This is a genomic window from Paenarthrobacter aromaticivorans (genome assembly GCF_019038615.1).
Classification (GTDB): domain Bacteria; phylum Actinomycetota; class Actinomycetes; order Actinomycetales; family Micrococcaceae; genus Arthrobacter; species Arthrobacter aromaticivorans.
This window is the reverse complement of sequence record NZ_JAHOPC010000004.1, coordinates 75254-97972: the sequence shown is the minus strand read 5'-3', so window position 1 is coordinate 97972 and position 22719 is coordinate 75254. Positions and strand designations below refer to the sequence as shown.

The window sequence follows — 22719 nt, the reverse complement described above, 5'->3', positions numbered from 1 at the left end:
TTAGTTACTCGGGCTGCCGGAGCCGCTGGGGCTGGCGCTCGGGGATGTCGGATTGCTCGGTACAAGCGACTTGGACAGGTGGTACGTGACTACCGAACCGGCGGCAACCTTTGTTCCAGGGGCTGGCTCGGAACGTACGAACGTGCCTGGCTTCTGGCCGACGGCACCATTGACGGGATCGCCCGGGACCCACCGCAGGTTCGCTGCTTCGATCAGTCCCCGGACCTCGTCCTCGCTGAGCCCCACGCCGATGCTGGGCACGGAGACCATTTCCGGACCCTTGGAGTACTGGACAGTGATAACTTCCCCTGGATCAACAGGTCCCGTGGGGTTAAGGTCAGTTACCGTGCCCACCGCAGCAGTGTTGAACACTTCCTGGCCGTTTACCTGCAGGCCCAACCCAACGAGCTGGCTGCGGACAGTCTCAAATGGTTGTCCGAGATACTCCTCAGGGATCAGGTTGATCTTCTGGGGGGTGGACTGCGTCGGTGTCGGAGACGGGGCCTGGGACGTCTGCGTTGGGGTGGCCGATTGCGACGTTGGACTTGCGCTCCGGCTTGTGCTTGCAGATGGGGACTCGCTCGGACCCGGATTCGGTGAGAAGAAGCCCGACTGTGAAATCAGGAAACCAACCAGCGCGAAGAGCACCAGCAGGATCAGGGCAACGAGCGGCCAGGTCCAGGGGCTGCGCTTCTTACGCTCAGGCTCGACGTCGTCGTAGTTGTCGTCATCGCTGTAGATGACTTCTTCTTCGTCGTTCAGCTGCCGCTCTGCCTCAAGTGCATTCGCGCGCGCCAAATGGTTGTCCGCGGAAGCGCCGGCAGCTCCAACGGCCGCACCGGCTGCGCCTCCAACAGCGGCGCTTGCACCGAGCACTGGAAGCGCGGAAGTCGACGTCGTGGAATGCTCCTTGCCAAACGGCGAGGTAACGACGCCGGTTGGGGCCGTGGCAGTGTTGACCGGTGCCGTGATGGGTCCAGTAGCGGCTTCGAAGAGGAGCATTCCTGGCACCGCGGCGTGGGCAGTGGTGATATCGCCGTTGCGGATAGCCTCGGCGGCCTCCGCAAGCTTGATGGCGTTGGCTGGACGGTTCTTGGGATCCTTGGCGAGCATCGACATCAGGAGGGCACGCACCGGAGTAGGCAGCGTCTCCGGAAGCGGTGGCGGGGCATCGTTAACCTGCGCAAGGGCAATGGCGATCTGCGATTCACCGGAGAACGGACGGTGGCCGGTGAGGCATTCGTAGCCGATGACGCCCAGCGAGTAGATGTCAGACGAGCCAGTGGCAGTTTGTCCTGTTGCCTGCTCGGGAGCAAGGTACTGGGCGGTGCCCATGACTTGGCCGGTCTGGGTCAGCGGCACCTGGTCAGCCAGGCGGGCGATACCGAAGTCGGTGACCTTGACGCGGTTGTCAGGCGTGATCAGGAGGTTGCCCGGCTTGATGTCGCGGTGGACCAGGCCCTGGGCATGTGCCACCGCCAGTGCGCGCGCCGTCTGGGAGATGATCGAAAGGGTCATGTCAGGCGACAGGACCTGCTCGCGCTCAAGGATGCCGCTCAAAGGGTGGCCGGGTACCAGTTCCATGACCAGATACGCCGAGCCGGCTTCTTCGCCGTAATCGAAGACGTTGGCAATACCCACGTGGTTAAGGAGTGCTGTGTGGCGGGCTTCGGCGCGGAAACGCTGGAGGAAGCCGGGGTCCCCGGTGTATTCCTCCTTGAGCACCTTAATGGCAACGATCCTGCCCAGGATCTGGTCCTTGGCCTTCCAGACCTCGCCCATGCCGCCAATCGCAATGCGACTGGTCAGCTGGAACCTGCCGCCGAGTGTGATTCCCGAAGTAGGTCTCACTTATTCAACACCGCCTCAAAAATCTTCTTTGCGTTCGGACTGGTTAGCTTGGCGCCTGTGAGCACATCCACACCTTCCATGACGATGGTGACGGCCACTTGCGGATCGTTCGCCGGGGCGAACCCGGTGAACCAAGAGTTGTTCAAACCTGAATCGCCGAGCTCGGCAGTACCGGTCTTACCGGCTACCTGAACTCCCGGGACGGCAGCGCCGCTGGCGATGCCGTTGGAGACCGCGCTGCTCATCCACTGGGTGATCTGGTTCGCGATGGGTTGGGTGGTGCTTGTACGGAGGGCCTCGGGCTTGAACTCGCTGATTACCCGGAGATCGGGTGCACGGACTGTCTTGACCAGGTTGGGCTTCATTTGCACACCACCGTTGGCAATTGCCGCAGTCATCAGGTTGATCTGCAGCGGAGTTGCCTTGACGTCGCGCTGACCCACCGAGGACTGGGCAAGCTGCGCTTGGTCAAGATCCTTCGGGAAGACGCTGACGGCCTGCTGGAGCTTGAGCTGATCGCCGAAGGTGTCACCGAAACCGAACTTCTCTGCCTGGTCCCGAATGGCGTCCTGGCCAAGGTCCAGCGCGATGCTCGCAAAGGGAGTGTTGCATGACTGTTCCAGGGCGAAGGAGAACGTTGCCGTTTCACGGACGTTGCAGTTGCCTCCGGCGTAGTTGGGCAGGCTCGCACTGGATCCAGGCAATGGCAGGCTGCTGGGGTTCGGCAGTTCGCTGTCCTTGTTGTACTTGCCGGAATTCAGGGCGGCCGCAGTATCGACAAGCTTGAACACCGAGCCCGGGGACAACAGGTTACCCGTGGGCCCGCTGACATTCTGGTTCAAGTTGATGCCGGGAATCTTGTTCAGCTCGGCGTAATTGGCCGCTGCGGCAGCGGTGTCGTGGGTAGCGATCAGGTTGGGGTCGTAAGACGGCTTGGAAACCATGGCCAGGATGGCGCCGGTTTTCGGGTTGGTCACAACGATGGAGCCACGCTGACCCTCCGGGATGAGGTCGTAGGCAAGTTGCTGGATGGCGGGATCGAGCGTGAGTTCCACGGAGGCGCCCTTGGGCTCATTCCCAAGGAACATCTGGCTGACGCGATCCAGGAACAGCTGGTCAGAGTTTCCAGCCAACTGATCACTCAGGGACTGCTCGAGCCCCGTAGAACCAAATCCCCTGGAGAAGTATCCGGTGATGCCCGCATAAAGTTCAGGCTGCGTGTACTTGCGTTGGAACGCGCAGGACTCGTTTCCCGGAACGGACTCTGCAATCGGCTTACCTGCGACGATGATCGCCCCGCGGTCATTGCAGAACGTTGCAAGGATGGCCCGCTGGTTCCATGGATTGGCGTTGAGATCGTCAGCGCCAATGACCTGGACGTAGCTAATGGCGCCGAAAATCAACGCGAACATGGCGACGGCAGCCATCCACGAACTTCTAATTGCCTGGTTCACGGGTGCTTCACCGCTTCCGTGGGCGCGCCCGGTGTGGGTACGGCGGACGACTTGCGGGCGGCCGGGTTGGTGCTGCTTGCAGGAGGTTTGTTGACCATCGGAGTGGTATCTATGGGCCCGCGGGCGGTGTTGGAGATCATGAGCAGGAGGCCGACGATTATCCAGTTGGCCAGAAGGGAGGATCCACCGGCGGCCAGGAACGGCGTGGTGAGGCCCGTCAGCGGGATAAGCCTGGTGACGCCGCCAATGACCACGAAGCACTGGAGCGCGATAGCGAAGGAGAGCCCGCAGGCCAACAACTTGCCGAAAGCATCACGGGTGCCCAATGCGGCACGGAAACCGCGGGTAAAAAGCAACAGGTAGAGCATCACGACAGCGAACAGACCAATGAGGCCGAGTTCTTCGCCGATGAGTGCCACGATCATGTCGCTATTGGCGAAGGGCACCAGGTCCGGCCGGCCCTGACCAAGGCCCGTGCCCACCAGCCCGCCGTCAGCCATGCCGAACAAGCCTTGGACGATCTGCCCACTGCCACCGGGCGACCTGCCAAAGACTTCGGGTGTGAAGGCGTTGATCCAGCTGTCGATCCTGAAGGCAACGTGCGAGAAGATCTTGGAAGCGATGAAGCCGCCGCCAAGGATCAGGGCAAGGCCGATCACCACCCATGAGATGCGGCTTGTGGCGACGTAGATCATCACAATGAAGAGGCCGAAGAAGAGGACTGACGATCCGAGGTCGCGCTGGAATACGAGGACGCCGATGCTCACCAACCAGGCCGTGATCATGGGACCCAGGTCCTTGAACCGCGGGAACTGCATGGGGCCGATTTTCCGTCCGGCCAGCAGGATGAGGTCCCGGTTGGAGGAAAGATACCCCGCGAAGAATATTGCCAGCGTGATCTTGGCAATTTCACCGGGCTGGAACGTCATCGGGCCGATCCGGATCCACACGCTCGCGCCCAGTACCTCACCGGCTGAAATGCCCGGAACGAGCGGCAAAACCAGAAGGAAAGCACTCGCTGCCAGGGAAATGTAGGTAAACCGGCGCAAGATGCGGTGGTCCTTGAGGAACCAAATCACAGCGATGGATACTGCCATGGCAATAAGCGTCCAACGGAGCTGATTATTACCGGTATCGTCCCCAGGCCCGTCCATGCGGTGGATCAAAGCGAGGCCGAGCCCGTTCAAGGCAACAACGATCGGAAGTATTACTGGGTCGGCATACTTAGCGCGCAACCTCAGAACAACGTGGAAGGCAAAGGCAGCGACAGCAAGCAGGCTCGATTGGAACCAGAAGTCGCTGTCCAGTCCACTTTCGGAATTGATGCTCACCAAAGCGCTGGCGCCGATGCCAACGGCAAGCGCAAGCACGATGAGCGCCAGCTCAACGTTGCGGCGCGGCTTGGGCGTGGTCTCAGTCTGGATCATTTTGCCGCCTCACAGGGAGTCGGTACGGGCGAAGGCGTGGGGCTGGCAATGGCCGCTGTACTGGGAATTGGAACACTTGTTGTCGCTGACGGAGTGGGGGAAGGTGCGGTGCTGGGGCAGGTTCCAGAGGTACTGCCGTAGTTCTTCAAGTTCTCCACAATACGTTGGGCATCATCAAGGTCTCCGGCAGGAACAGTCTGCCGAACGCTCTGTTGACCATACTCGGGAAGAGACGCAACACGGAGGTCAGTGACAGTTTCAAGCCGGGACAACTGGATGGGTCCGAGCCGCTGCGAAATGCCGTTGAAGATTGCTACACGGGAGTCGTACTCGCCAACGTAATAGCGGGTCTGCGTCCAAGCGTAACCAAGCCACAGGCCCACCACGACGCCGAGCACAACAACAGCTGCGACGGCAGGCATGAGCCAGCGAATGCGGCGGCGTGCCGGTTCTTCGGTTTCCAGGCGGTCCTGTTCGGCCTTGTGCGTGAGCACAGTAGCCGCGCGTCGAGCAACGGTGCGGCCTGCCACAGTGGGGATGGATCCGGTCTCGGCCGCTGTAGCCGCAGCCCCCACAAGCTCGTGGGGACGGCTGGCGAGTTCCTCGCGGAGGACCTCAGCGGAAAGATGCTCACCCAGATGCGGGTCGGTAGTGGTGGGCGGCTCCTTGGAGGTCCCGGCTTCGTCACCGGACTCAGCCTTCTGCGCAGTTGGGTCGCCGGTGCTGAAGGAGGAACCGGCTTCAGCAACCTTGCCATCATCGGGCGCCGCTGCCTTAAGCTCGCCCGGACTTGCATCTGCGGGCTTGGTAGCGGAGGGACCTTCCGCCGGCTTATCTGTGGCAGAGGAGTCCGGCTCGTCGAGCGCGGCAAGCGCCGCGGGAGGAACGACGTCGACGGCGGCCGTGTTGACGTCGTCGTCGGTCTCCTCAGCAATCTCCAGCACGACCACGGTGACGTTGTCCGGGGCGCCGGCTTCCAACGTGAGATTGACAAGGATTTCCGCGCATTCACGCAGGTCCTTGGTTTCCCGGAATACCCGCTCCACCACGTGCCCTGCCACATAATTGAGGCCATCCGAGCACAGCAGCCATCGTTCGCCCGGTTCGACGTCGAGGGCATCCAAGTCCAGCTCAGGGCTGGCATCGACGTCACCCAGGACGCGCATCAGAACGTTTTTGTGGGGATGTGTTTCGGCTTCTTCGGGGCGGAGCCGGCCTTCGTCAATAAGGCGTTGAACGAACGTATGGTCAATGCTGACTTGTTCGAACTTCTTGTTCCGCAGGCGGTAGGCCCGGGAATCGCCGATGTGGGCGAAATGCAGTTTGCGGCCCTCAAGGAGCAGGGCAGTAACGGTGGTGCCCATTCCGGATAGCTTGGGATTCTGATGCACCAGCTCGGACAGCAGTGAATTGGCGGTCTGGATCTCATCGGCGAGGATCGTGTCGGCGCCGTCGGGGTAGTCATCATGATCGAGGTGGATCATGTCCAGCACCGTGGAGGCCGAGGCGACGTCTCCGCCTGCGTGACCGCCCATGCCATCGGCAACGACTGCGAGATGGCGGCCCACATATGCGGAGTCGTCATTCTTGGAGCGGATCCGTCCGACGTCGGATCGCGCGGCGTAGCGCATGATGAGCGGGCGCTCCGCAGGCGTTTCCTTGCCTTCCGGGGTCTCGGGAGAGGCCATGGACTACGGCCTCAATTCAATAACCGTCTTGCCGATTCTCACGGGAACGCCAAGCTCCACCGGCAGGGCACGGGTGAGCTGTTGATCGGCCAGGTAGGTGCCGTTGGTGGACCCAAGGTCCTCAATGAACCAGCGGCTGCCCTGCGGGAACAAGCGTGCATGCCGGCCGGAAGCGTAGTCGTCTTCCAGGACCAGCGTGGCTTCCTGGGCGCGGCCCAACAGGATAGGGCTTGCCGCCAAAGGAAGGGTGGTGCCTTTGAGAGGTCCCTCAGTCACCACCAGATTGCGCGCATGCTGGATGGCGGGCGTTGGGGAAGCGGCCAATTCGGGGTGCTTGCGGACTTCGCGCGCCGTAGGGGCTCCGGTCACGGCCTTGCGGCCGATCTGGAAGTCGCGGCGCATGGTGGACACGATGCTGAAGATCAAGACCCACAGCAACAGCAGGAAACCGAAGCGAAGTGCCGTGATGGTCAGTTCGCTGATGTCGTTCACGCGTGGCCACCCAGGGTTTGGGGGAGGAGGCGGAAAATGATCTTTGTACGTCCCATCGTGATGGTTGAGCCGTCAGTGAGCTCCACGCTACCGTCCACCTTGTGACCGTTGACGTAACTGCCATTGGTGGAACCGAGGTCAACGGCCCACGTGGTGCCGTTCTGGGTGCGGACCTCAAGGTGCTTCCTGGAGACGCCGGTGTCATCCACCAGGATGTCCGCTTCCGAAGAGCGGCCGAGCACCACCGACTGGGCATTGAGTGAATACCGCTGGCCGGCAATGTCCAGGACAGGCTGGAGTCGGGTTGGCTGCCGGGCTGGTGCAGCTGGAACATTTGGCCGAGGGGCCTGCGGCGCGGCAGCGGCGTCGTCGGAGGATTTCTCGGTCCGGGAAGTTATTTCGAAGTGTCCGGCGCGTTCCTCTTCATTTCGACGGAACGAAATCCGGACCGCACCCTGGAGTGTGTAGCCCTGGCTGCGAACGTGCTGGATGACCACATCGCACAGTTCCTCTGCCAGCGGAGTCCCCCACTCCTGGGCGCGTCCAAAATCTTCGTCGCTGAGGAGGACATCGAACACGTTGGGGGCGAGAGTGCGCCCGGCCGCGATGGTGATGGACTTGTTGTCCAGCTCGCGCCGTAGCTTGCTCGCGATTTCCACCGGCTCAACACGTGCCCGCGACCCCGTGGAGAAGACGTTGCGGACAGCCTTTTCAATGCCGCGCTCGACTTTGTCCAGCAAACCCATGGTCCTTCTCCCTTCCTCGTCGCGGCACCCACTGTGCCTGGTTCAATACTCGGTGCTTCGACCCGTCCATGCACACAGCAAAGTGAGCGCCGAACGGCCCTTCCACTTCCCGATACTACTGGGAGTGTCTGGGAATGGCCTTAATCCACAACGCCTTACGACGCGGAAAAGTTCGATTCCGGCCTGTTCTGGCGGGGCAGGGAGGGTGTGAAATTTCCGTGCCGTTAAGCAGAAGTTGTACGGCGTGGGAACCTTACCTCCGCGTTGTCCACACCCCCACAGGGGCTCGATTGGTGTTTTGTCTGGAATGTCCGTTATGCTTGATCTCGCTGCTTTTGAAGGAAACGAAGCTGGGAGACCGGTGGAAGTCCTGAAAAAGAAGTTGCGCGCGAGTGGCGGAACGGCAGACGCGCTGGCTTCAGGTGCCAGTATCCGAAAGGGTGTGGGGGTTCAAATCCCCCCTCGCGCACGCATAGAAAGAGCCCCGGTCTTAGGATCGGGGCTCTTTTGTTGTTTCCCCCAACTCAGTCGCATTAGTGCGCGTTTAGACGGCTCTAAACGCGCACTAATGCGACTTAGTTGGGCTGCGAAGCGGGAGGTCAGCCGCGCCGCGAACCCTTGAACCGGCGTCGCGAATTGCTCAGGTGCAGGCGCATGGCCGCCGAGGCAGCCGCTGGGTCGGCATCGGCGATGGCCGCGTATATAGAGGAGTGCTCGTGGACCACCTGCTCGAAGCGTTCCCGGGAGTCTTCCTCGTCGCTGGCCAGGAGGCGCGTGCGGGGCATGGTGATCATGGTTTGGCCCAACGCACTGATGCAGTCCGTATAAAAGGGATTGCCTGACGCCGCGGCAACGGCCCGGTGGAATTCGAAGTCAGCCTTCATGGAGTGGGCCGGGTGGCCGGAACTTGCCGTGAATTGCTCCAGGGCACCGTGGACTGCCTTCAATTGATGCTCAGTGTGATTCAAGGCCGCCAACGCTGCGGCTTCAGTCTCCACGCCGATCCTGAAGTCGAGCATCTGCAGCCGGTCTTCCATACTCACAACCGGCCTTGTGCCCGGCGCTTGAAGTGGGCCGTCCGATGGCGGGGTCAGCGCGAAGCTGCCCCGCCCACGTTCGGTTTCGACAAGTCCCTCTGCCTGCAGACGGGTCAGGGCGGAGCGGACCACTGTCCGGCTGACGCCGTATTCGCCGATGAGGGTATTTTCGCTGGGGAGTTTCTCACCTGGCTGGATGACGCCGTCGACGATGCGGTTGCGAAGGTCGGCGGCGAGATCCGCTGTCAGGTTTCGGCTCATGGGTTCAAGATTACGCGCCGAATTCCACGGATTCGGTGGTCCAGGCACGGGCCTGCCCGCTCAGCGTTACGCCGAGTCCGGGGCGGTCCGGAACGATCATGCGGCCGTTCTTGGTCTCAAGGCGTTCCTCGAACAATGGATCCAGCCAATCGAAGTGCTCCACCCATGGCTCGCGCGGGTAGGCGGCAGCCAGGTGGAGGTGGATCTCCATGGCGAAGTGCGGAGCCAGGCCAAGGCCACGTTCGTCGGCGAGGGCTGCGAGGCGCAGGAACTGGGTGATGCCGCCAACGCGTGGTGCGTCGGGCTGGATGATGTCGCAACTGTTGGCGTTGATAAGGCCTTTGTGTTCCGCAACGGAGGCCAGCATCTCGCCTGTGGCGATGGGGGTATCCAAGACCTGGGCAAGGTGTGCGTGCCCTTCGAAGTCATACGCGTCCAGCGGCTCTTCGATCCAGATGAGGTTGAATTCCTCAAGCTGGCGACCCATGCGCAGGGCGGTTGCCCGGTCCCACTGTTGGTTTGCGTCCACCATGAGCGGTACGTCCCAGCCGATGTGTTCGCGGACGCCCGCCACGCGACGGAGGTCCTCCTTGGAATCCGGGAGGCCCACTTTGATCTTGATGCCACCAATGCCTTCTTCGATCGACTGCGTTGCGCGTGCTTTGACCTCTTCCAACGTGGAGTTGAGGAAGCCGCCGGAGGTGTTGTAGGTCTGCACCGAGTCGCGGTAGGAGCCCAGCAGTTTGGCCAAGGGAAGTCCGGCGCGCTTGGCTTTGAGATCGTAGAGCGCGATGTCTATTGCTGCCAGGGCCTGGGTTGCAACGCCCGAGCGGCCCACGGAAGCTCCGGCCCAGAGAAGCTTGGTATAGATCCTGCCGATGTCGTTGGGGTCCTCGCCGATGACGCCCTCCGCGACCTCCTTCGCGTGGGCGTACTGGGCCGGACCACCAGCACGTTTTGAATAGCTGAAGCCGATGCCGCTGTGGCCCTGCTCCGTGGTGATCTCTGCGAAGAGGAAGACGACTTCGGTCATCGGTTTCTGGCGGCCCGTAAAGACCTTGGCATCGCTGATGGGCACTACGAGGGGCAAGCGGGCCGTTGACAACTTGATGTGTCGAATGAGATCTACGGGGCTCATGGTTCTCCTAAGGGGTGGGCATCTTTGCCTGACACCTAGGATACAAGTTATTAACTTGTACTACAAGAACTCCTCAAACTCTCAGTCAGTCGCGTCAGTCGGAAACAGCTTGTCGCAGTGCCCCGAACCCGCCGATCAGAGCCTCCAGCCCCAGGCTAAAAGCAACGTCCGTTGGCCGCGGATGCTGCTCAAGGGCAAGCCGGTCCACAGCGGCGGTGAAGTTGGGTACCTGGTCCGCGAGCGAGCCGGCATCGAAGATGTCTTCAGGCGCGGTGACGTCGTAGGCGGCTCCAAAGACGAAGGCCTCCAGGGCAACAATCGCCGAAATGATCTTCTCCTCAGGGAAGCCGGCGTCGCGGAATCCAGCCGTCACGGCCTCGTACATCGCCAGGGTCTTCGGGGCGTTCGCAACCGGCAGCACCGCAATGACGGGGATCAGGGGCGTGTGCTCCGAGAACACATCCCGGTACGACCACGCCCAGCGGCGCACAGCCACATCCCACGGCTCCACACCAAAGGCAGAGACATCAACCATGGCGGCCAAGTGGTCCTCTACCAGCAAGAGGACGTCGTCCTTGGATGCTACGTGGTTGTAAAGGGCGGATGGCGCCACGCCCAGCGAACGTGCCAGCGCTGCCATGGTGAGTCCGTCGTAACCCTTGCTGCTGATTAACTCCAGGGCCGCCGTCGTGATGCCGTTCTGGTCCAGGATGCGTGCCATGGGCCGTCCGGCGCGCCGCCGCGCCTTGCTGGCAGGAGAAGGGGCAACGCCCGGCTCGGGTTCTGGAGCGGGTGTGGGTGCGGGCATCGGAAGCCTTTCTGCTGCCTGTATCTCCAGCATTATTCCATCGGGTCTTCCCAGTCGCGGACTTGGCCGCTATCATCGAATATAAATGAATGGCATTCATTTATTGGTCAGCCACCACGGACGGCCACGGAGAGGACATCATGCAGAATCTTGATCGCGACGTTGTGATCGTCGGTGCCGGACCGTCAGGGTTGACGGCGGCACGCGAATTGAAGAAGGCCGGACTCAGCGTTGCCGTGCTGGAAGCACGCGACCGCGTGGGCGGCCGCACCTGGACCGACACCATCGACGGCGCCATGCTGGAAATCGGCGGCCAGTGGGTTTCCCCGGACCAGACGGCCCTCATGGACCTGCTGGACGAGCTGGGACTGAAAATGTACCCGCGCTACCGCGACGGCGAGTCCGTTTACATCGGTGCCGACGGCAAACGCGTCCAGTACACGGGTGACACCTTCCCCGTAAACGAGCACACCAAGGCCGAGATGGACAAGCTCGTTGCCATCCTGGACGGGCTCGCCGCGGAGATCGGGCCGACGGAGCCCTGGGCGCACCCCAAGGCCCGCGAACTGGACACCATCTCCTTCCACCACTGGCTCCGCCAGAACTCCAACGACGAAGAAGCCTGCAATAACATCGGGCTCTTCATCGCCGGCGGCATGCTGACCAAGCCTGCCCACGCCTTCTCTGCACTGCAGGCCGTCCTCATGGCCGCTTCCGCAGGCTCCTTCACACACCTGACGGACGAAGACTTCATCCTGGACAAGCGCGTCATTGGGGGCATGCAGCAGGTTTCGCTGCTCCAGGCAGCCGAGCTGGGTTCCGACGTCGTGCTTAACAGCCCGGTTCGCACCATCAACTGGGACGCCGACCGCGTGACGGTTGAATCTGAGCGGGCCACGGTGAACGCGCGGTATGTGATCATGGCAGTGCCGCCCAACCTGTACTCACGCGTTTCCTTCAACCCGCCGCTGCCGCGCCGCCAGCACCAAATGCACCAGCACCAGTCACTGGGCTTGGTCATCAAGGTTCACGCTGTGTACAGCACGCCGTTCTGGCGCGAAGAAGGCCTCTCCGGCACCGGGTTCAGCGCCGGCGCCTTGGTGCAGGAGGTCTACGACAACACCAACCACGGCGACTCCCGCGGCACATTGGTGGGCTTCATTTCCGATGAAAAAGCGGACGCCGTGTTCGAGCTCAGCGCAGAAGACCGCAAGAAGGCCGTCCTCAAGTCCATCGCCGGCTTCCTCGGCGACAAGGCCCTGACTCCCGAGGTCTACTACGAATCGGACTGGGGCTCCGAGGAATGGACCCGCGGCGCGTACGCATCCAGCTACGATCTCGGCGGCCTGCACCGCTACGGCAAGGACCAGCACGCGAACGTGGGACCGATCTACTGGTCCTCGTCCGACCTCGCGGCCGAGGGCTACCAGCACGTGGACGGCGCGGTCCGGATGGGGCAGGCAACCGCTGCCCGCATCGTCGAGGCCAACAAGTTGAGCGCGCTGCCGGTCGGCTAACCATTACGCAGACGTCCGCCGAGGTGGCACTAGATGACAATGTTCCAGCGTGGGATACGCATTAAGTGTCACCTCGGCGCGCGTTGTCCGGCCGTCGGCACCCCTGCCGCCCGCTCCGCTTCGATGAGTGCTTGTGCCAGACGCTCGACGGCGGCCTGGTAGTCGGTCCCGGGTGTCACCCGGCAGCGCTCAGCCTCCCGCATGGCGCGGGCAAGTGCAGCCGTCTCGGCCGTTCTGATGTCCGTCATTGCCGGGAAATCTATTGCTTGCCCGGGATCGAGTTCGTAGCGCTGCCACTGCTGGAGGACGCTCGCATGGCGGGCGGCAGCTTCCGCAAAACCGGGACGACGCCGGGGCTCAGCTGCGTGGAGACGGTCCACCCTGCGGCTGGTCGCCAGTGTTGCTGCTGCAGTGGTCATCGCGACGAAGACCATGATCAGTCCGGCCGGCGCCCATTCCACTGCGGGAACCAGGATGGCCGGAAGAATCACCACCAGGCCCGCGAAGAGGTCCCAGAAGATCGTGTCCGGTTCCGGGCCGCGCCCATGCGTGAGTTTTCTGTGGAGGACGAACGTGGTTGCCGCTGTTGCGAGCACCAGGGCTACGCCCCACAGGAGCATCATGGCGGGCATTTGACCACCTCCAGGCGAGTACGCGATGCTGTGATTTCAGTATGCGCCAGAGTGTTTCCGGGCGACACCTCCGTACGGACAATTCACCGCATTGCGGGCGTAGCCTAGGCACCATGAGACTGAAAATGTGCAGCATCCACGTCAAGGACCCCGCTACGGCCCACTCTTTCTATACGGAAACGCTTGGCTTCGAGACTTTGATGGCCATGCCCGAATACAACCTCTTCATCATCAAGGATCCCGGGGCGGACACCGGCGCAGACAAGAATTCAGTGGGCCTCCTGCTGGAGCCCAGCGACAACCCGATCGGCGCTAATTACATGAACGCGTTGCATGAGGCCGGGTTGGCAGCGATCACCTTTGGTGTGCCTGACGTACAGGCTGAGTACGAGCGTTTGCTGGCTGCCGGCGTGACGTTCCAGAGCGAACCCACTGAGGATTTCTCCGGGATCAGCGCGGTCTTCGACGACGGGTGCGGGAACTTCGTCCAACTACACCAAGACTAGTTAAACAGCTATGGCCGGGACCAACTGGTCCCGGCCATAGCCCGTTCAAACTATGCGTGATCGCGCTTTGACGTCTTCGGGGCATCACGCTTTGCTGCTGCGTTGTCCTTGGCTTCCTTCGTGGCTGCCTTCTTCGCAGCTTCCTCCTTGACCCGCTGGGCCTCGGCGCGGACTGCAGCGTGGGTGGCGCGCTCCACAACCAACCACTGCGGGGGAGCCTGCAGCAGCTCCGTGATTTCCGCCGTCGTGAGTGCTTCTTCGACGCCACCGCGGGCGAGGCCGCTGATGGAGACGTTCAGCTTCTGTGCCACCACCGGGCGCGGGTGCGGGCCGTTGCGGCGGAGCTCGGCGAGCCACTCCGGCGGGTTGGCCTGGAGTTCGGCGAATTCTTCGCGGGAGATGGACGAATCCTGGAACTCCTGGGGTGTCGCGGGCAGGTAGATGCCGAGTTTCTTGGCAACGGTGGCCGGCTTCATGGACTGGGAGTTCGAGGACGTCATGCTTCAAGGGTATCTGGCCGGTACTGTGAGTGTGTGCCAGCCACTGACGAATCCGCCCAAATAACCGAGCCCATCACCGAGCTTCGCTTCGCATATGTTGCGGGAGTGACGCCTGGGAAATGGATCCGGCGGTGGGAAGAGCGGATGCCGGACGTCCCATTGCACGCGTTCATGTCCGACGACGGTGCGCAGCTTTCGGTTTTGCGTGACGGTTCCGCTGACCTCAGCTTTGTTCGGCTGCCCGTGGACCGGGAAGGCCTGAACGTCATTCCCCTCTATGAAGAGCAGCCCGTGGTGGTCGCTCCGAAGGGGCACGAGATCTCTGTGTTTGAAGAGGTAGCGCTGGAGGACCTGTCCGAGGAGAACTTCCTGGACGTGGAGGAAATGGGCGGGCCGGACATGGCCTTGCAGGTGGTGGCCTCCGGAGCCGGGTTGGCCATCCTGCCCATGTCAGTGGCCCGGCACCTGAACAACAAGCAGACCGTGATGCGGCTTTTGACAGGAGCTCCCGGCACGCAGATTGGCCTCGCTTGGCTTGCTGGAACAGATAGCCCGGTGATTGAGGAATTCATCGGGATCGTGCGGGGCCGGACAGCGCAGAGTTCACGCCAGCCGTCCGCCCAGCAGGAGAAGCCGAAGAAGGCTCCCAAACCGGATCGTCGAGGCAGCGGGCCCAAGAAGCCCGCGGTGGCGCAGCGCTATGCTCCGAATCCGGACAAGGGCCGTGGCAAGGGTTCCCGTAAGAAGGGCAAGCGCTGACGCTCCTGCCCAGTTGCTCCGCGATTTTGCGGCCTGGAGCGCTGCAATCGGCGGAAATTCGGGCTACGGACTGAGGCGAGTGGGAAGGAGTGCAGCGAATCCCGGCTATTCGCCGTGGATTGTGGTCTGCTGCTGCTCTGACCTGTTGAGGTAGGCGAGCAGAAGGTCCCCGGCGCGCTCCAAGTCGCCGGATTCGAGTGCCGAGCAAATCTGCTCGTTTTCCTTCAGCCAGTCGCTGTAGAAGTGCGCGTTCATGGTGGCCTTGTGGAAGTAGAGACGCATCTCAGCGAGCACTTGGGCCATGATCGTGTTCAGCCTCCCGCTTTCGGCCAGGGCAACGATGGCCCCATGGAAATGCTGGTTGGCGCTGCCCAGGCCCTCGTTGTCATTGGCTGCTGCTGCGCGCTTGCCTTCCTCGACGGCTGCCCTGACGGCGGCAATGCGCTCAGGAGAACCGCCGGCACGGATGGAACTGACCTCGATGGCGCGGCGGACGGTATAGACATCGTGGATATCCCCTGCTTCCAGGGTGGCGACGTACACCCCGCGGTTGGGGTGGCGGACCAGGAGGCGTTCAGTGGCCAGTTCGGCGAAGGCTTCACGGACGGTGTTGCGCGAAACCCCCAGGTCCTCGGCGATGGTGGCTTCCGTGAGCTTGGCACCTGGCACGAGGAAGCCTTCGGCCAGCTGGTAGCGCAGTTCTTCCGCAACCCTCTCCGCAACCGAAGGTACACGTAGGCGCAGGCGGGCTCCGGCGCCGTCGATGCCAGCTTTTTGCTGCGGTTTCTGATCTGCACTGGCCATGACACCAAAATTACACGATTGCTCAAAAATTAAGATCGCCGGATTGTTGAACAATCCGGTAATTTGGTGCATCCTTGATGTAACGCACATCACGAGGCAGGAATCACACCATGGCAGTCATCGACCTGAACAGCGACGTCGGAGAGTCTTTCGGACGTTGGACGCTGGGCGACGACGCAGCCATGTTCGCATCCGTTTCCAGTGCCAACGTTGCGTGCGGATTCCACGCTGGCGACCCCAGCGTTATTCGCAGCACCTGCAAGAAGGCGGCTGAGGCCGGCGTCGTGATTGGCGCCCACGTCGGCTACCGGGATCTTGCAGGATTCGGCCGTCGCTTCCTGGACGTTGATCCCATGGAACTGGCCGACGATGTCGTTTACCAGATCGGCGCCCTGCAGGCGCTGGCTGCCACGACGGGTGGGAGCGTCCAGTACGTGAAGCCCCATGGCGGACTTTACAACGCGATAGTTAGGCACACTGCGCAGGCACAGGCCGTGGTTGAGGCAGTGAAATCAGTTGATCCCAACCTTCCGATCCTCGGTCTCCCCGGTTCCGAAGTCCTCCGTCTTGCAGACGCAGCCGGACTTCGTGGAGTTTCCGAAGCTTTCGCGGACCGCGCCTACAACCCGGACGGAACCCTCGTCCCACGAACCCAAGCAGGCGCCGTCCTGCACGACCCCGCTGAAGTGGCGGAGCACGTTTTGCGGATGGCCATCGAACAGTCCGTCAGGACTATCGATGGTTCCATCCTGAAGATCCGCGCAGAGAGCATCTGCGTGCATGGTGACTCACCGGGGGCCGTCGCGATGGCCACTGCAGTGAAGTCCGCTCTCGACGACGCCGGCGTCAGCATCGGCTCGTTCCTCTAGACCTGTTTGAACCAGGCCCCGCAGCACACCCCTCATCCCCCCGGAGGAAACCATGACCAGCACCAACGCAGCCAAGGCCGTGACAAGGAAGCCACCGGCCGGCGCCCTCAAGGCATACATAGCCAGCCTCACCGGCACATCGCTTGAATACTATGACTTCGCTATCTACTCCGTGGCTTCGGCCCTCGTCTTTCCCAAGATCTTCTTCCCCGGCAACGATGAGTTCGTTGCACTGTTGCTCTCTTTCTCAGCTTTCGCGGTGGGCTACTTGGCCCGCCCGATCGGCGGCGTCATCTTCGGGCGTTTGGGCGACAAGATTGGTCGCAAGTACGTCCTTGTATTCACGCTGGTGCTTATCGGCGTCGCGACCGTCCTCATAGGTGCGCTGCCTGATTATTCAGTGATCGGCGTGGCGGCGCCCACCATCCTGGTTCTTCTTCGCCTCGCCCAAGGCATCGGTGTTGGCGGCGAATGGGGCGGAGCAGTTCTGCTGTCCAGTGAATTCGGCGACCCCAACAAGCGTGGCTTCTGGTCCTCCGCTGCACAGATTGGCCCGCCCGCGGGCAACCTGATGGCCAATGGGGTCCTCGCCATCCTGGCTGCTTCACTCAGCAACGAGGCCTTCCTTTCCTGGGGCTGGCGCGTCGCCTTCCTGGCATCCGCACTCCTGGTGGTCTTTGGCCTGATCATCCGCCTCAAGCTCGAAGAAACCCCGGTCTTCAAGGCAATTCAAGCCCACGGTGAACGACCCAAAGCACCCATCAAAGAGGTCTTCACCACTGAACCCAAGGCCTTGGTTTCAGCAGCGCTCTCCCGGGTCTGCCCGGACGTCCTCTACGCGCTTTTCACGGTGTTTGTAGCGGTTTACGCCACCAAGCAACTTGGCATGACCACGGGTAATGTCCTGGCAGCCATCCTCATCGGATCCGCATTCCAGCTGTTTCTCATTCCGTTGGCCGGCGCTCTTACAGACCGCTTCAACCGCCGCCTCGTCTACGGCGTTACAGCGGCCGCTACAGCCGTATACATTCCCCTGTTCTTCCTCATGATCCAGGGCAAGTCAGTGGTTATGCTGACCATCGGCACAGTGATCGGTTTGGCGCTCCACGCGTTCATGTATGGCCCACAGGCCGCCTTCATCACTGAGCAGTTCCCTGCCCGCCTGCGCTATGCCGGCAGCTCACTGGCTTACACCCTGGCCGGCGTGATTGGTGGAGCCGTTGCGCCCATCATCTTCACTGCTCTCTACGGCGCGGCATCCGGCGGCTGGTATTTGATCGCCGGATACCTCGTCCTGACAGCCGTTGTCACGATCGTGGGCATGCTCCTGGGCCGGGATCCGAAGCCCGAAGAAGACCTTCGCCTGCTGCAGGAGTCGGCCGCCTAACTGGCGACGAAGCGGATGATGGAGACCGTGATGCAAACGACCACCCCGACGCAATCGAGCACCCCGACGCAATCGAGCACTGCGAAGAGGGTCCGCTCGGTGCGACCCGTCGGCACCCGTGCCGTCCTTGCGGAGCTGGATGGGCTGCAGGACGTACTGGCCCTGCAGGACATGCTCTACAAGTCTCCGCTTCCTGGCCAGGTAGACGTCCTGGCAGCAGCCGAAACCGTGATGGTCGTTGGCGAATCCGCAGCGGCAACCCGGGCCATCGGTGCCCGGTTGCTCGAACTGGAACTCATCGCGACGAAGTCGACCGACTCCGGGCTGGTGGTCATCGATACCGTGTACGACGGCGATGACCTTGCCGATGTCGCGGGGCTCACCGGGCTTAGCGTGGAGGGCGTGATTGCGGCTCACACCGGCCAGATTTGGACTGTTGCATTCGCTGGCTTCGCTCCCGGATTTGGCTACATGGTGGGCGAGAATGACGTCTTAACGGTTCCCCGCCGCTCCTCGCCGCGCACGGCAGTTCCCGCTGGCTCTGTGGCTCTGGGCGGCCAGTACTCCGCCGTCTATCCCCGGCGTTCTCCCGGCGGTTGGCAGCTGATTGGCCGAACGGGAGCCCGGATGTGGGACTTGGACCGCTCGCAACCGGCCCTGGTTCGGCCCGGTGACAGGGTGCAGTACCGCGCTGTACGTGAGGTTGTGACGGCTCGCGAGGTTGTCACAACCAGTGTTGAGCATCAAGTCGAACCCGACGCGGATCACCACACGGACTTCGGCCTGCGGATACTCAACCCCGGCGCGCAAAGCCTCATCGAGGACCTGGGCCGCAGAGGCTACGGTGCCTTGGGTGTCTCGGCGGCCGGTGCGTTGGACAGGGCATCGCTCCGCCGGGCCAACCGTCTTGTCGGCAACAACTCGTCGGCTGCAGCCATCGAAACCGTCAATGGCGGACTTACGGTGGAAGCGTTCGGCGACCAGGTGATTGCTGTGACAGGTGCGCCGACAACTCTAACGGTCCAGTCGCCGTCGTCGGCTGATTCCGAGGAGCCTGACGGAGACGCCCAGGACGCAGTGCGCACCGTCCCGATGGCTGCTCCATTCGCATTGCTCGACGGCGAAGTTCTTGCGCTCGGACCGCCCGAGGCCGGGTTCCGGAACTACGTCGCAATCCGCGGCGGCATAGCGGTCCCCGCAGTCCTGGGGAGTCGTTCGGCCGATACGATGTCCGGGATTGGACCGGCCCCACTGGTGGTTGGGCAGGAGCTTCTGGCGGGCGACGCCACGGCCTCCACTGCCGTTGGAAGCCCGGAGCTGCAACCGGAGTTCCCAGGTACGGGCGTCACTGTGCTCGATGTGGTTCCCGGACCGCGCGCTGACTGGTTCGATCAATCGGCCATCGAGTCCCTAACAAGCCAGGAATGGGTGGTCACGCCACAATCCAACCGCGTTGGCATGCGACTGGACGGGACTCCTCTCCAGCGCGCCCGCGAGGGTGAACTTCCCAGTGAGGGGACTATGGCTGGTGCCCTCCAGATCCCGCCCGCGGGCCTCCCCGTGCTGTTCTTGGCCGACCACCCCATCACCGGTGGTTACCCCGTGATCGGCGTCGTTCGCGACGAACACCTTGACCTTGCCGGGCAGGTCCCCATTGGCGGACGGATCCGGTTCCGGATGGTCCCCGATTCCCCCGACTTCACCAAGACCCCAGAGAAGTGAGTATTTGATGCGAAAGGTCCTGATTGCGAACCGCGGAGAAATCGCTGTTCGAGTCGCCCGAGCCTGCGATGACGCCGGCATCTCGTCCGTGGCCGTCTATGCGGATATCGACGCCGACGCAATGCACGTAAGTGCCGCGGATGAAGCCTACAGCTTGGTCGGAAACAGCCCTGCTGAGACATACCTCAACGTCGCGAAGCTGCTCTCCATTGCCGAGCAGTCGGGGGCTGACGCCGTCCACCCCGGATATGGCTTCCTCTCGGAAAACGCTGACTTTGCGCAAGCAGTCCTCGACGCCGGACTCGAGTGGATCGGTCCGTCGCCGGAGTCGATCCGCCAGTTGGGCAACAAGATTACAGCCCGCGAGATCGCCGTCCGGGCTGGAGCCCCCCTTGTGGCCGGTAGCGATGGGCCGGTTGCCACTGCTGCTGAAGCCCGGGCGTTTGCCGAGGAACACGGACTGCCGGTGGCCATCAAGGCGGCCTTTGGCGGCGGTGGTCGCGGGCTCAAGGTTGTCCGCGAACTGGCCGAAGTGGAGGAGGCCTTCGACTCCGCAGTGCGTGAAGCCATCACAGCGTTCGGGCGGGGGGAATGCTTCGTTGAACAGTACCTTGACAGGCCGCGGCACGTTGAGGCGCAGGTCATCGCGGATAACCATGGCAACGTCGTTGTGGTGGGCACGCGCGATTGCTCCCTCCAACGCCGTCACCAGAAGCTCGTGGAAGAGGCGCCCGCGCCTTTCCTTACCGAGTCCCAGCAGCAGCAGATCTATGACGCCGCCAAGGCAATCGTCCGCGAGGCCGGCTATTACGGCGCCGGGACTGTTGAATTCTTGGTCTCCGCGGATGGGGCGGTGGCCTTCCTTGAGGTAAATACGCGCCTGCAGGTAGAGCACCCCATTACCGAGGAAACGGCCGGGATAGACCTCGTTCAGGAGCAGTTCCGTATTGCAGCCGGCCTGCCCTTGAGCATTTCCGAGGATCCCATCGCCCGCGGCCATTCCTTTGAGTTCCGCATCAACGCCGAGGACGTTGGCCGCGGATTCCTTCCTTCCCCGGGCACAGTCGCATCGTTCCAAGCGCCCACGGGTCCCGGCATTCGCTTGGACACCGGCGTGCGCGCGGGCTCGTTTATTGCACCGCAGTTCGATTCGCTCCTGGCCAAATTGATTGTTACTGGTGCAGACCGCCAGCAAGCGCTGCGCCGCGCACGCCGTGCGCTTGCGGAAATGGAGATCACCGGACTGCCCACCGTGTTGCCATTCCACCGAGCGGTTGTGGAGTCCGATGACTTTACATCCGTAGCCGGGCTGCGCGTTCACACGCGTTGGATCGAGACGGACTTTGCAGATCAGATCCCCGTTGATTCCGAATACAACGTGGTCGCACCCGGTGGCGTGCGGCGCACCATCACCGTGGATGTCGACGGCAAGCGGCTCGCAGTGGGACTCCCGGCTGATCTGCTGGAGGGCTGGGCCCGGTCAGGGCAGGGACTTCCCTCAGGCTCGGTGGTCACGGGACTGCAGGGTGATTCCCTGGGAGCGTCCGATTCAACGGGAGCCTCGCCAGCGGAATCAGCCCTGGTCTCCAGCATGGCCGGCACCGTAGTGAAGTGGCTCGTGGAGCCCGGCACCGAGGTCTCAGCAGGCGACCCGTTACTGGTGGTCGAGGCGATGAAGATGGAAACGCAGGTTGCAGCCCACCGAGCAGGCACGCTCTCCGAAGTGCTCTCGGCACCCGGCGGAGTGGTCTCCGCCGGAGCCGTGCTGGCGCACATCCAGTAGTGGGTCAGGAGCGCCGCTGGAACGTCGCTAACCCGCTATTCCGTGGTGGGGCAGCAACGGATTAGTGGCCAAGCAACGAGGTTTTGGCTCCCAAAATGCTGTCCAATAGGCCGTTGCGGAACTTGCCCGAGGGGTCGTTGGTGATGGCGAGGCTGCAGAAGTCCTCGAAGCGTGGGTAGAGGGCCGCGAAGTCGTACAGGCTTGGCGTGAAGAGCTTGCCCCAGTGCGGCCTGGCGCCGAAGGGACGCAGTGCTTCTTCAAGCTCGGGGAGTACCGCTTCCACCTCGGCTTGCAGTGGCTTCCATGTGAAGTGGAGGGCCACGCTCTGTTGCTCATAGAACGGGCTGAGCCAGAACTCGTCCGCGGCTACTGTGCGGATTTCGGAGATGAACAGCAGCGGCGCCAGCTTGTCCGCGAGCTCTCGGACAGCTTGAAGAGCCGCGGGCGCGTGCTCAAGCGGCAGGAGGAATTCGCTCTGCAGTTCCTCACCGTTGCTGGGCGTGAATTCGTGGCGGAAGTGCGGCAGGCGGTCCAGCCATTTGCCGGGCTCGTCCAGCTGGCCCGTGCAGTTCTCCGCCGACATCCCGGGCAGCGGGTGGAGAGCGGCAGTAGCGGCGGTTGCACCGAAGAGCTCGGGCAGGGCTGGCTCGGAGTCCAGGGCTTTGAACCATACCTGCGGGATGGACCCGCCGGTGTAGTCGGTGAAAAAGCTGACGCTGTACGCGGCCGACGCGATGTTCGCGAAGTCAGCCAAAGCCCTCTCCCACGGCAGTCCCGTGAGCACGCGCTGCCGCATCTGATAGCTCGGCCGGACGGCCAGTTCCAGTCCTGTGACGATTCCCAGGGCGCCGATTCCCACAACACTGGCGAGGAACTCGTCGTCGTCCGAAGTAAGTGTCACCAGCTCGCCATTTGCCCGCACCAGGTCGATACTTACGACGGCGCCAGCCAAGGAGGGATTGCCGACACCACTGCCGTGCGTCCCGGTTTGGATAGCTCCGGCTACCGAGATGTGGGGGAGCGAAGCGAGGTTGTGGATGGCATAACCCTGTTCCTCGACCGCCCGGCAAAGTGCGCCATAGCTGATACCGCCGCTGACTTTGACGGTGCCCTTCCCGGCATCAAGTGAGATTTCCTGCGGCAATGCATCCAGGAGAACGTGCATGCCATCGGTGTCTGCGACCTTGTTGAAGGAGTGGCGGGAACCGAGGGCCTTTATCCGCGGCGCGTTGGCCACAAGCCCGCGCAGCTGGTCCACGGAGGTGGGCCGCTGGACGTCAGCGGACGAATACTCAAGGTTTCCTGCCCAGTTCTTCATTGAATGATCTTCCCGCTTGG

General features: G+C 62.5%; 20 protein-coding genes and 1 tRNA gene. 8 read left to right on the top strand and 13 right to left on the bottom strand.

Going from position 1 to position 22719, the window contains the following annotated elements; translation table 11 throughout:
• Genes KSW38_RS08930 through KSW38_RS08905 form a run of 6 tightly spaced genes read right to left on the bottom strand, consistent with a single transcriptional unit; the run spans nt 1 to nt 7658 of the window.
• Entirely contained in the window at nt 1–1851 is a 1851-nt protein-coding gene (locus KSW38_RS08930) for a protein kinase domain-containing protein (RefSeq protein WP_216924349.1), read from the bottom strand.
• Complete coding sequence (locus KSW38_RS08925; RefSeq protein WP_216924348.1) at nt 1848–3305, bottom strand: penicillin-binding transpeptidase domain-containing protein; 1458 nt, start codon at nt 3303–3305, stop codon at nt 1848–1850. Before KSW38_RS08925 ends, KSW38_RS08930 begins: the two co-directional genes overlap by 4 nt.
• Nucleotides 3302–4732, bottom strand: a complete 1431-nt coding sequence (locus KSW38_RS08920; RefSeq protein WP_216924346.1) for an FtsW/RodA/SpoVE family cell cycle protein — start codon at nt 4730–4732, stop codon at nt 3302–3304. Before KSW38_RS08920 ends, KSW38_RS08925 begins: the two co-directional genes overlap by 4 nt.
• Nucleotides 4729–6420, bottom strand: coding sequence for a protein phosphatase 2C domain-containing protein (locus tag KSW38_RS08915; RefSeq protein WP_216924344.1), 1692 nt, complete (start codon nt 6418–6420; stop codon nt 4729–4731). The genes KSW38_RS08920 and KSW38_RS08915 overlap by 4 nt, the downstream gene beginning before the upstream one ends.
• 3 nt (nt 6421–6423) lie before the next feature.
• A complete protein-coding gene (locus KSW38_RS08910; protein ID WP_216924646.1) occupies nt 6424–6903 on the bottom strand; it encodes an FHA domain-containing protein FhaB/FipA in 480 nt (159 codons plus the stop codon).
• Between the two features lie 5 nt (nt 6904–6908).
• Nucleotides 6909–7658, bottom strand: a complete 750-nt coding sequence (locus KSW38_RS08905) for an FHA domain-containing protein (RefSeq protein ID WP_216924342.1) — start codon at nt 7656–7658, stop codon at nt 6909–6911.
• A 386-nt stretch (nt 7659–8044) separates the two neighbouring features.
• On the opposite strand from KSW38_RS08905, the gene KSW38_RS08900 reads away from it, so the two are divergent.
• Nucleotides 8045–8127, top strand: a tRNA-Leu gene (locus KSW38_RS08900).
• A gap of 130 nt (nt 8128–8257) precedes the next feature.
• On the opposite strand, the gene KSW38_RS08895 is transcribed toward KSW38_RS08900, so the two are convergent.
• From KSW38_RS08895 to KSW38_RS08885, 3 genes are all read right to left on the bottom strand, one after another.
• Nucleotides 8258–8956 carry a FadR/GntR family transcriptional regulator gene (locus KSW38_RS08895; RefSeq protein WP_216924340.1) on the bottom strand — a complete coding sequence of 233 codons (699 nt, stop codon included), beginning with the start codon at nt 8954–8956 and terminating at the stop codon, nt 8258–8260.
• A 10-nt stretch (nt 8957–8966) separates the two neighbouring features.
• The gene (locus KSW38_RS08890) at nt 8967–10094 is read right to left on the bottom strand and encodes an L-talarate/galactarate dehydratase (protein ID WP_216924339.1); all 1128 of its coding nucleotides are present in this window, start codon (nt 10092–10094) and stop codon (nt 8967–8969) included.
• Between the two features lie 94 nt (nt 10095–10188).
• Nucleotides 10189–10935, bottom strand: a complete 747-nt coding sequence (locus KSW38_RS08885; protein WP_216924337.1) for a TetR/AcrR family transcriptional regulator — start codon at nt 10933–10935, stop codon at nt 10189–10191.
• Nucleotides 10936–10991: 56 nt separating this feature from the next.
• On the opposite strand from KSW38_RS08885, the gene KSW38_RS08880 reads away from it, so the two are divergent.
• Complete coding sequence (locus KSW38_RS08880) at nt 10992–12419, top strand: flavin monoamine oxidase family protein (protein ID WP_216924336.1); 1428 nt, start codon at nt 10992–10994, stop codon at nt 12417–12419.
• 68 nt (nt 12420–12487) lie between these two features.
• Here KSW38_RS08880 and KSW38_RS08875 read toward each other — a convergent pair whose 3' ends face one another.
• Nucleotides 12488–13051: a hypothetical protein gene (locus tag KSW38_RS08875; protein WP_216924333.1), complete on the bottom strand. Its 564-nt coding sequence runs from the start codon at nt 13049–13051 to the stop codon at nt 12488–12490.
• A gap of 113 nt (nt 13052–13164) precedes the next feature.
• On the opposite strand from KSW38_RS08875, the gene KSW38_RS08870 reads away from it, so the two are divergent.
• Nucleotides 13165–13557: a VOC family protein gene (locus KSW38_RS08870; RefSeq protein WP_216924331.1), complete on the top strand. Its 393-nt coding sequence runs from the start codon at nt 13165–13167 to the stop codon at nt 13555–13557.
• Between the two features lie 50 nt (nt 13558–13607).
• Here KSW38_RS08870 and KSW38_RS08865 read toward each other — a convergent pair whose 3' ends face one another.
• Entirely contained in the window at nt 13608–14057 is a 450-nt protein-coding gene (locus tag KSW38_RS08865; protein ID WP_216924330.1) for a DUF5997 family protein, read from the bottom strand.
• A gap of 33 nt (nt 14058–14090) precedes the next feature.
• On the opposite strand from KSW38_RS08865, the gene KSW38_RS08860 reads away from it, so the two are divergent.
• Nucleotides 14091–14816, top strand: a complete 726-nt coding sequence (locus tag KSW38_RS08860; RefSeq protein WP_216924329.1) for a LysR family transcriptional regulator substrate-binding protein — start codon at nt 14091–14093, stop codon at nt 14814–14816.
• Between the two features lie 105 nt (nt 14817–14921).
• On the opposite strand, the gene KSW38_RS08855 is transcribed toward KSW38_RS08860, so the two are convergent.
• Nucleotides 14922–15620 carry a GntR family transcriptional regulator gene (locus KSW38_RS08855; RefSeq protein WP_216924327.1) on the bottom strand — a complete coding sequence of 233 codons (699 nt, stop codon included), beginning with the start codon at nt 15618–15620 and terminating at the stop codon, nt 14922–14924.
• Nucleotides 15621–15730: 110 nt separating this feature from the next.
• Between KSW38_RS08855 and KSW38_RS08850 the strand changes: the two genes are divergently transcribed.
• From KSW38_RS08850 to KSW38_RS08835, 4 genes are read left to right on the top strand one after another with little or no spacing between them, the layout of a single operon-like run.
• The gene (locus KSW38_RS08850) at nt 15731–16489 is read left to right on the top strand and encodes a LamB/YcsF family protein (protein ID WP_216924325.1); all 759 of its coding nucleotides are present in this window, start codon (nt 15731–15733) and stop codon (nt 16487–16489) included.
• A 52-nt stretch (nt 16490–16541) separates the two neighbouring features.
• Complete coding sequence (locus KSW38_RS08845) at nt 16542–17876, top strand: MFS transporter (RefSeq protein ID WP_216924323.1); 1335 nt, start codon at nt 16542–16544, stop codon at nt 17874–17876.
• 18 nt (nt 17877–17894) lie between these two features.
• Nucleotides 17895–19598 (top strand): 5-oxoprolinase subunit B/C family protein, encoded by a 1704-nt coding sequence (locus tag KSW38_RS08840; protein ID WP_428982377.1) that lies wholly within the window; start codon nt 17895–17897, stop codon nt 19596–19598.
• 7 nt (nt 19599–19605) lie between these two features.
• Nucleotides 19606–21381, top strand: coding sequence for an acetyl/propionyl/methylcrotonyl-CoA carboxylase subunit alpha (locus tag KSW38_RS08835; protein WP_216924320.1), 1776 nt, complete (start codon nt 19606–19608; stop codon nt 21379–21381).
• Nucleotides 21382–21442: 61 nt separating this feature from the next.
• Here KSW38_RS08835 and KSW38_RS08830 read toward each other — a convergent pair whose 3' ends face one another.
• Nucleotides 21443–22699 carry a D-arabinono-1,4-lactone oxidase gene (locus tag KSW38_RS08830; RefSeq protein WP_216924319.1) on the bottom strand — a complete coding sequence of 419 codons (1257 nt, stop codon included), beginning with the start codon at nt 22697–22699 and terminating at the stop codon, nt 21443–21445.
• Nucleotides 22700–22719 lie beyond the last annotated feature (20 nt).

Bases quoted from the DNA above. Each gene is read 5' to 3' on its own strand.
- KSW38_RS08920 (WP_216924346.1), bottom strand. From the start codon at position 4,732: ATGATCCAGACTGAGACCACGCCCAAGCCGCGCCGCAACGTTGAGCTG.
- KSW38_RS08915 (WP_216924344.1), bottom strand. From the start codon at position 6,420: ATGGCCTCTCCCGAGACCCCGGAAGGCAAGGAAACGCCTGCGGAGCGC.
- KSW38_RS08905 (WP_216924342.1), bottom strand. From the start codon at position 7,658: ATGGGTTTGCTGGACAAAGTCGAGCGCGGCATTGAAAAGGCTGTCCGC.
- KSW38_RS08895 (WP_216924340.1), bottom strand. From the start codon at position 8,956: ATGAGCCGAAACCTGACAGCGGATCTCGCCGCCGACCTTCGCAACCGC.
- KSW38_RS08890 (WP_216924339.1), bottom strand. From the start codon at position 10,094: ATGAGCCCCGTAGATCTCATTCGACACATCAAGTTGTCAACGGCCCGC.
- KSW38_RS08885 (WP_216924337.1), bottom strand. From the start codon at position 10,935: ATGCTGGAGATACAGGCAGCAGAAAGGCTTCCGATGCCCGCACCCACA.
- KSW38_RS08880 (WP_216924336.1), top strand. From the start codon at position 10,992: ATGGCATTCATTTATTGGTCAGCCACCACGGACGGCCACGGAGAGGAC.
- KSW38_RS08875 (WP_216924333.1), bottom strand. From the start codon at position 13,051: ATGCCCGCCATGATGCTCCTGTGGGGCGTAGCCCTGGTGCTCGCAACA.
- KSW38_RS08870 (WP_216924331.1), top strand. From the start codon at position 13,165: ATGAGACTGAAAATGTGCAGCATCCACGTCAAGGACCCCGCTACGGCC.
- KSW38_RS08865 (WP_216924330.1), bottom strand. From the start codon at position 14,057: ATGACGTCCTCGAACTCCCAGTCCATGAAGCCGGCCACCGTTGCCAAG.
- KSW38_RS08855 (WP_216924327.1), bottom strand. From the start codon at position 15,620: ATGGCCAGTGCAGATCAGAAACCGCAGCAAAAAGCTGGCATCGACGGC.
- KSW38_RS08850 (WP_216924325.1), top strand. From the start codon at position 15,731: ATGGCAGTCATCGACCTGAACAGCGACGTCGGAGAGTCTTTCGGACGT.
- KSW38_RS08845 (WP_216924323.1), top strand. From the start codon at position 16,542: ATGACCAGCACCAACGCAGCCAAGGCCGTGACAAGGAAGCCACCGGCC.
- KSW38_RS08840 (WP_428982377.1), top strand. From the start codon at position 17,895: ATGGAGACCGTGATGCAAACGACCACCCCGACGCAATCGAGCACCCCG.
- KSW38_RS08835 (WP_216924320.1), top strand. From the start codon at position 19,606: ATGCGAAAGGTCCTGATTGCGAACCGCGGAGAAATCGCTGTTCGAGTC.
- KSW38_RS08830 (WP_216924319.1), bottom strand. From the start codon at position 22,699: ATGAAGAACTGGGCAGGAAACCTTGAGTATTCGTCCGCTGACGTCCAG.